The sequence below is a fragment of the Skermanella sp. genome (assembly GCF_059503625.1).
On record NZ_JCACHA010000971.1, the window covers coordinates 1 to 6,533 of the forward strand.

Below are 6,533 nucleotides of genomic sequence, written 5' to 3' on the forward strand. Positions count from 1 at the left end.
GTCATCCAGGCCATCTCCGCCATGTCGCCCTTGCCGGCAAGGCCCTGGTTGACCAGCCCGAGATAGGTGTTCCACTCGTAGGTCTGGATCGTGACCTTGAGGCCGACCTTGGCAAGGTCGGCCTGGATCGCGGTCGCCATCGGGATCGGCGCCAGCATGCCGGAACCACCTTCCGCCACCAGGAACTTCAGCTCGGCGCCCTCCGCGCCGGCCTCGCGCAGGAGGGCGCGGGCACGTTCGGGATCGTGAGGGTAGGGCTGGATCTTGTCGTCGTGCGCCCACTCGAACGCTGCGGGGACGATGCTGTCCGCCACCGTGGCGGTTCCCTGGAGGACGCCTTTGACCAGCGCTTCCTTGTCGATGGCGTAGTTGACCGCCTGCCGCACCCGGACATCCTTGAACGGCCCTTCGCGGGTGTTCAGGATCAGGAACCACAGATGCGGCCCCGCCTGCTCATGCAGCTTGAAGCCGCCGGCCTTGCCCAGCAGGTCGACGGCATCGGGGGGAACCTCGACCATCAGGTCGAGACCGCCGGCCAGCAGCTCGGTCAAGCGGGTGTTGGCGTCGGTCAGCGGACGGAAGATCACGGCCTGGAGCTTGGGAGCGCCGTTCCAGTAGTCGGGATTGCGCTCGACCACGACCTTGGTGTTGCTCTGCCATTCGGCGAAGCGATAGGCCCCCGTGCCGACCGGCTTACGGCCGTAGTCCTTGCCGCCTTTGCGGACGGCTTCGGGCGATACGATCAGCCCGGTCGGGTAGGCGAGGTTCGACAGCAGCGGGGCGTAAGGTTCTTTCAGGTGGAAGACGACTGTTCGCGGATCGGCGGCTTCGGTGCGTTCGATGGCGCTGAAGAAGAAGGCCAGCGGGAAGGGTCCGGTATCGTGCTGCGGGTGCTTGTCGTCCAGCATGCGGTCGAAGTTGAACTTGACCGCCTCGGCATCGAACGACGTGCCGTCGTGGAACCTGATGCCCTGCCTGAGCCTGAAGGTATAGGTTCTGCCGTCGGGCGAAATCTCCCACGTCTCGGCCAATGCCGGTTCGATCTCCAGCGTGCCGCTGCGGAACCGGACGAGACCGTCGTAGAGGTTCATCAGGATACGGAAATCGTTGGTCGCCGTGACCGCGTGCGGGTCCAGCGACTTCGGCTCCGCGATCTGACCGACGACCAGGACGTCGTCCGGGACCTGCGCCGATGCGGGCGGCGCGCCGAGCGCCATGAGCATCAGGAGTGCGCCGCACGTCGCTTTCCAGCCGTTCTTCCATGCCATGGCCCCGGCCTTTGCGCTGATTTCCCCTAGCTTGGGAACGAGTGACGGGAGCCTAGGTTCCGACGTACGCGTACGTCGGCCGGCGTTTATGGGGGATTACAGTAAGTTACACGGCAAATCTGAGGCGTGATCGCCGAGTTCGTTAGAATGATCCCCATTGCCGGAAGCCGGTGCGGCAGCGGGGGGACTTCGATGAGAATCAGATCTTTGCGGAGCATTGCGGCGCTCGCCGCTCTGCTGTCGCTCGGAGCATGCGACGACCGCAAGGAAGATGCTACCGGTGCGGCACCCCAGGCGCCGCCCCCGGCTGTTGGAGTAACCGCCGTCAACCGGGAAGCGGTGACCGCCAATCACAGTTTCATCGGCCGGGTCGTCGCAGTCGATGAAGTGGATGTCAGGGCACGCGTACAGGGATTTCTGCGGGAGCGGCTGTTCACCGAGGGGCAGGTGGTCAAGGCGGGCGATCCGCTCTTCCTGATCGAGCAGGAACCCTATGAGGCGCAGCTTGCCCAACGGCAGGCGGAGGTAGTCAGGGCGGAGGCGGAGGTCGCGAACGCCGAAGTCCAGCTCAGCCGAGGCCGCGACCTGCTGAAGCGCAACAACATCTCCGAAGCTTCGGTCGATGAGCGCGAGGCCGCCGCCGGCGTCGCCCGCGCCGGAGTGCTTCAGGCGAAGGCGGCGCTCCGCGATGCCGAAATCAACCTCAGCTACACGAAGATCTCGTCGCCGATCGGCGGGCGGGTCGGACGTGCGGCATACACGGTCGGCAGTCTGGTCGGTCCGCAATCGAACCCGCTGGCGGTGGTGGTCAGCCAGGACCCCGTCTACGTGACGTTTCCGGTCAGCCAGCGGGAGTTGCTGGATGTCCGCAGGCGTCAGGCGTCGGGCAAGGATGGGGAACTGGCGGTGAAGCTTCGGCTGGCCGATGGATCGATGTACGGCCACACCGGCAAGTTCAACTCCCTCGACGTCAAGGTCGATCCGGGAACCGATACGGTCGCGGTGCGGACCGAGTTCCCGAACCCGGACGGCGTGCTGGTGCCCGGCCAGTTCGCCGAGATCGTGATCGAGGAGTCGGCGCCCGAAGAGGCTCTGGTGATCCCGCAATCCGCCCTTCAGATCGATCAGGCCGGACCCTTCGTTCTGGTCGTCGGGTCGGAGAAGAAGGTCGAGCCCCGCCGGGTCGAGGTCGGCCAAGCTCAGGGGAGCCGGATCACGGTCGCGAAGGGCCTGAACGAGGGCGATCTGGTCATCGTGGAGGGCGGGCAGAAGGTCAGGCCGGGACAGGTCGTGACCGCCAGTCCCATGGCTCCCCCGGCTGGAACGTGAGGACCTGGCACGTGAGGACCTGGCACGTGAGGACCTGGAACGTGAGGGCAAGGTCATGCTGAGCAGCCTTTTCATCGACCGGCCCCGGCTGGCCTTCGTCATCTCCATCGTCATCACGCTGGCCGGCCTGATAGCCCTGACGCGGATTCCGGTCGCCCAGTTCCCCGACATCGTGCCGCCGCAGGTGCGGGTGACGGCGGTGTTCCCCGGCGCTTCGGCCGATGTCGTGGAGAGCACCGTCGCCCAGCCGATCGAGTCCCAGGTCAACGGCGTCAGCGACATGCTGTACATGAAGTCGACCAGCGGCAACGACGGCAGCTACACGCTGACGGTCACTTTCGCGGTCGGGACCGACCCCGACATCAATACCGTCAATGTGCAGAACCGCGTCAAGCTGGCGGAAGCGAAGCTGCCGGAGGAAGTGACGCGGCAGGGGCTGGATGTCCGCAAGATGTCGTCGGCCCTGCTCCAGGTGATCTCGCTGTACTCGCCCAACGGGACCTATGACGGGCTGTTCCTGAGCAACTACGTCACGATCAATCTGACCGACGCGCTCGCGCGGATACCCGGCGTCGGGCAGGCCTCGCAGTTCGGAGCGCTGGACTACAGCATGCGGGTCTGGCTGGACCAGACGCGGCTGACCAATTTCGGGCTGACGTCAAAGGACGTCTCGGTGGCCATCGGCAGCCAGAACGTCCAGGCTCCGGTCGGGCGGATCGGAGCGGAGCCGATTTCCGAGGACCAGCAGTTCCAGCTGTCGCTCCAGACCAAGGGGCGGCTGACCAGCCCGGAGGAATTCGGCGCGATCATCGTCCGCGCCAATCCCGACGGTTCGGTGGTGCGGGTGCGCGATGTCGGGCGGGTCGAGCTGGGGGCGAAGTCGTTCGACCAGTCGAGCCGGCTGAACGGCAAGCCGGCCGCGATGCTGGGCGTCTACCAGGCGCCGGGCGCCAATGCCGTGGCGGTGGCGGAGGGTGTCCGCGCCACGATGGAAAGGCTGGCGGCGCGGTTCCCCGACGATATCGAGTACGAGGTCGTCTACGATACGACCGTCTTCGTGTCATCGACCATCGAAGAGGTCATCCACACGCTGATTGAAGCCTTCGTGCTGGTGGTCGCCGTCGTCTTCCTGTTCCTGGGACAGTGGCGGGCGACGCTGATACCGACGATAGCGGTGCCGGTATCCCTGATCGGCACCTTCGCCGTCATGCTGGCGCTGGGGTTCTCCGCCAACACGATATCGCTGCTGGCCCTGGTGCTGGCGATCGGAATCGTGGTCGATGACGCCATCGTCGTGGTCGAGAACGTCGAGCGCGTGATGGAGGAGGACGGACTTCCGCCGAAGGAGGCGACGCGGAAGGCGATGGGCCAGATCACCGGCCCGATCATCGCCATCACGCTGGTCCTGCTGTCGGTTTTCGTGCCCGTAGCCTTCGTTCCGGGGATCACCGGGCAGCTTTACCAGCAGTTCGCGGTGGCGGTGTCGGTGTCGATGGTGCTGTCCGCGATCAACGCGCTGACGCTCAGCCCGGCGCTCTGTTCGATCCTGCTGAAGCCCAGCCATGGCCGCAAGGGGATCATGGGTCGGGTGCTGAACGTGATCGACCGGACCTGCGACGGCTATTCCTCCATCGTCAGGATGCTGGTCCGCCGGGCTCTGCTGGGCATCGTCTTCCTGGCGCTGGCGATGGCGGGGGCCGGGTATCTGTTCACGGTGACGCCGTCCGGCTTCCTGCCGGAAGAGGACCAGGGCGCCTTCTTCATGGAGATGCAGCTGCCGGAGGGCGCGTCGGTCAACCGGTCGCTGGCGGTGGCGGAGCGGGTCGAGCGGATCGTGGCGGAAGCGCCGGGTGTTGCGAACGTCTCGACCGTGCTGGGCTACAGCTTCCTGAACGGGCTGAACCAGTCCAACGCCGGCTTCATGATCGTGTCGCTGAAGCCGTTCGAGGAGCGCGACGATCCCAGCCTGTCGGTCACGTCGATCATCGGACGCATCCGGGGCGAGCTGGCGGCTATCAGCGCCGCCACGGTCATCCCGTTCAACCTGCCGCCCATCATCGGCCTGGGGTCGAGCGGCGGGTTCGAATACCAGCTCGAGGATCTGGCGGGCGGCAGCGCCGCCGATCTGGCGGCGACCATGCGCGGGCTGATCTTCCAGGCTAACCAGCAGCCGGAGCTGGGCGCCGTCTTCAGCACCTTCGCCGCCAATACGCCGCAGCTTTACATCGAAGTCGCTCGAGAAAAGGCGCAGGCGCTGGGAGTCGCTGTAGGCGACATCTTCGCCGCACTCCAGGCGTCGTTGGGCGGCAGCTATGTAAACGATTTCAACGCCTTCGGCCGGGTCTGGCAGGTCAACATCCAGGCCGAGGCCGCCGACCGCGCCAAGGTGACGGACATCTACCGCATCCATGTCAGGAACAGCGCCGGCGACATGGTGCCGCTGCGCTCGCTGATCGAAGTCCGGCTGATCCTGGGGCCGCAATCGCTGAACCGCTACAACAACCTGCGGAGCGTCACCATCAACGGGCAGGCGGCGCCCGGACGAAGCTCCGGCGAGGCTTTGGCCGCGATGGAGCGGGTTTCGGCGACGGGGCTGCCGGGTTCGTACACCTTCGAGTGGACGGGGACGGCGTTGCAGGAGAAAGCGGCGGCCGGGCAGACGACGGTGATCCTGGGGATCGCGGTGCTGTTCGCCTACCTGTTCCTGGTTGCCCTGTACGAGAGCTGGAACATCCCCATCCCCGTGCTGCTGTCGGTCAGCGTCGGATTGGTCGGTGCGATGGCGTCGCTGTGGATCGCGGGGCTCAGCAACGACATCTTCGCCCAGATCGGCATCGTCGTCCTGATAGCGCTGGCCAGCAAGAACGCCATCTTGATCATCGAATTCGCCAAGGAGCGGCGGGAGCACGGGGACTCCATCATCGACGCGGCGGTCGGCGGCGCGAGAGCGCGTATCCGCGCCGTGATGATGACCAGCTTCGCCTTCATCCTGGGCCTGCTGCCCCTGGTGATCGCGACCGGACCCGGAGCGGCCAGCCGGCGGGCGGTCGGCACGGCGGTGTTCGGCGGCATGATCGCGGCGGCGACGTTGGGGATCTTCCTGATACCGATGCTCTACGTGATCTTCCAGCGGATGCGGGAGCGGGTGGGTGGTGCATCGCGCACCGAAAGGCTGCCGATGGCTGCTCTTTCAGAACAACACCCAAAGAGCTGATTGATCAATTGTTATTAAATTTGTGAAGGTGGAGGCGCTATGTAGAACGAGTATTGGGAGTAGGCGCAAAATGATTTTTTGTCGATTGAACGCTTTCGTCTGTTTTGTGGCGGTATTTGCATTTGGAATATGCGGCAATTCAAATGCTGGTCAAAACGAGAGCGCAATACAACCTCTGCCCGAAATAAGTCTGGCATCCTTGATGGTCCCAGAATCTTTCGGCTTGGCCGGTCCTTTGTCACCTGACTCGCTCACGGCGGAGCTGCTGACCAAGATTGCTGCACGCCAGAACCTGATGCTCAATGGTGATTTCGAAACGTGCAACCTGTCGCAGTTCAACGGGAAGGAGGCGCTCGATCACGAATTGCGGACCGTGAGTTCGCTCACCCGATCCGGAAAGTGTTCTGTCAGGATCGAAATCAATGCCAATGAGCGCGACAAAGGAGGCAATAGCTGGCGTGCTGAACTAACGCAGCAGCGTGCCGGGAGTGCCAACCACGAACGTGACCGCTGGTTTGGTTTCAGTACCTATTTCCCCACGGCATACAAGCCGCTTAAGCAGGATGTCATCTTCCAGATTCACGAAAAGCCGAGCAAGTGCGAGCAGTACCGGACACCGCCACTTTACCTGCTTGTGGCAGGTGAGAAGATGCATTGGATTACTCGGTGGGATTCGAAAAAATGCTCAGTCGGTGATACCGCGCAAGGCTCCAAATGGATCA

General features: G+C 64.2%; 4 protein-coding genes. 3 read left to right on the forward strand and 1 reads right to left on the reverse strand.

Annotated elements, in window-relative coordinates; translation table 11 throughout:
• Positions 1–1,268, reverse strand: a 1,268-nt coding sequence (locus AC5JJ6_RS35635; protein ID WP_496046579.1) for an ABC transporter substrate-binding protein, incomplete at its 3' end; no start/stop codon positions are given.
• Between the two features lie 192 nt (positions 1,269–1,460).
• Between AC5JJ6_RS35635 and AC5JJ6_RS35640 the strand changes: the two genes are divergently transcribed.
• The 3 genes from AC5JJ6_RS35640 to AC5JJ6_RS35650 all read left to right on the forward strand — a co-directional run.
• Positions 1,461–2,597 carry an efflux RND transporter periplasmic adaptor subunit gene (locus AC5JJ6_RS35640; protein WP_496046580.1) on the forward strand — a complete coding sequence of 379 codons (1,137 nt, stop codon included), beginning with the start codon at positions 1,461–1,463 and terminating at the stop codon, positions 2,595–2,597.
• A 55-nt stretch (positions 2,598–2,652) separates the two neighbouring features.
• The gene (locus AC5JJ6_RS35645) at positions 2,653–5,811 is read left to right on the forward strand and encodes an efflux RND transporter permease subunit (RefSeq protein ID WP_496046581.1); all 3,159 of its coding nucleotides are present in this window, start codon (positions 2,653–2,655) and stop codon (positions 5,809–5,811) included.
• A gap of 85 nt (positions 5,812–5,896) precedes the next feature.
• Positions 5,897–6,533 (forward strand): heparin lyase I family protein (locus AC5JJ6_RS35650; protein ID WP_496046582.1); only part of this gene is annotated, 637 nt, incomplete at its 3' end.

Coding starts and splice junctions, on each gene's coding strand:
- AC5JJ6_RS35640 (WP_496046580.1), top strand. CDS start 1,461: ATGAGAATCAGATCTTTGCGGAGCATTGCGGCGCTCGCCGCTCTGCTG.
- AC5JJ6_RS35645 (WP_496046581.1), top strand. CDS start 2,653: ATGCTGAGCAGCCTTTTCATCGACCGGCCCCGGCTGGCCTTCGTCATC.